General features: G+C 48.8%; 1 protein-coding gene. It reads right to left on the bottom strand.

Going from position 1 to position 1,689, the window contains the following annotated elements; genetic code table 11:
- Positions 1-133: 133 nt before the first annotated feature.
- Complete coding sequence (locus Q6D67_RS21530; RefSeq protein ID WP_304707894.1) at positions 134-685, bottom strand: GNAT family N-acetyltransferase; 552 nt, start codon at positions 683-685, stop codon at positions 134-136.
- Between the last annotated feature and the right edge of the window lie 1,004 nt (positions 686-1,689).

The raw sequence follows: 1,689 nt of genomic DNA on the forward strand, positions 1-1,689 counted from the left end.
TGCGCGGAACTGCTCACAACGCCAAGGCAACAAAATTGCATGTTGGCACTCCCAAGTGTGGAAAGCGTCTCCGCGGAGACGCTTTCGGCCAGGAGCGGACCCGACGCACCAGCGAGGGGAAAATTCGTATCGTTCAGGTCTTCATGACCTTAGGTCCAAAAAAGAAACCAAGCCTGCCACCAAGAAGGCTCTCATACAGCTCTTCGATCTCTCCTTTGCTGATACTTCCCCCAACTATCATCATCTCAAGTCTTTCCGAGGGCTCTTTCACGATATACCCAGAAGAACTGAATCCGTTCCTCTCATAAAACTCCCTACGCTTTATCCTTTGCTGGTAGTTTGTTGCGTGCTTATCCATCTCTTCAATAGTCAGTACAATCCTTTTTTCGGAATGCATACCTCTCAATAAATCCATTACCTTGCTTCCGAGACCAGCAGAACGGTACGAATCCAATATTGCCAAAAATTGCACAAATATAATATCTTTATACTCAGTGGTATAGATGAGGCCAATCCAAGTGTTATCTGCATAAAGAACGTTAAAACCCACCTTCCCTTTTCTCAGTTTGTATCGAAGAATCCACGTGGGTATAAACCGAGCTCCAACAAATGCCTCTTTATACAGAGCAATAACATTCCTATAGTTAGCATCATATTTGGTAAGCGGACGAAAATTAATGTTCATAGGTAGTACTCACAGCACTTCAGGCCTATGCGCCCATAATGGTGCCCGGCGTTGAAGACGACCCGCAAACGTAACGTGTTCAGCTGACCTCCCTTCGGTACGATAAACAAATGCAACAGGTATACCCTCCTCACGGTAACATTATCTCCGAGCCAAACTGATATTTCTTGTTTCTAAGCTTACTTTTAGAAGCAGAGACTTTCCGGACTCGGCCAGCAGCGGACATAACACCGGAGGTTATTCCGTGGCAGGTAACACATCACAACGGTCCTACCGCCTGACTTAAGCCGCCTCGATGCGGGGTCGGCTTGAACGAAATGTTAGCCGGAAATCCTGTGTGTCAGCTACGAAATGGAAGCTTCTGGGGTTGCACCACACGAATTACACTGGGCAGAGCTAATGGTAGGGCCGATTGGTCCTTTTGGTCCCCAAGTCACCGTGAAACTTGCAAATGACTTTCCGGCTTGCCACGAACCACCATACGCAGAGCCGTGCTGAAGAATCCTTACAGACTCGGTGGCGCCACACGAGCACTTGAGCGTATGAGTTGAATCATCAATGACTCCCACGAATTTTTCCTCGTCGCCTAACCGTTAAGTATGGGACCCAACCCTATAACATACCGCCGCCTAACACCAGAATGAGGTGAGTGGAGCTGGGCCTTGTGGTGGGTTCAGGCTGGGTGTGCTGGTGGCGGAAGAGCTGGGGCAGCGATTAGCCCTCGTTTCAAAACCCATTCCTACATGTATAGCAAAACCAGCTATCTTGACCGGTACCCTGAAGCCGAATCTGTTTGCCTTCTGAATCGAAACCAGTAGGGCAAAATGGTCCCGCCTTATTTCATTCATCGTCAGCTGAGTAGTACACCGCTCCGTCCCATTCAAAGTCCGCCTTGGCCTTAATCTGCCTCTCCAATTCGGCTATTCTTTCAGCGGGGTTCTACCCCACTTCTACGGACGGTTCTAAAACGGCTGAATACTCAAGATCACGCTTGGCCACTCTCC

The organism is Haliea sp. E1-2-M8, from assembly GCF_030649675.1.
In the GTDB taxonomy this organism is placed as follows: Bacteria; Pseudomonadota; Gammaproteobacteria; order Pseudomonadales; family Halieaceae; genus Haliea.

Bases quoted from the DNA above. Each gene is read 5' to 3' on its own strand.
- Q6D67_RS21530 (WP_304707894.1), bottom strand. From the start codon at position 685: ATGAACATTAATTTTCGTCCGCTTACCAAATATGATGCTAACTATAGG.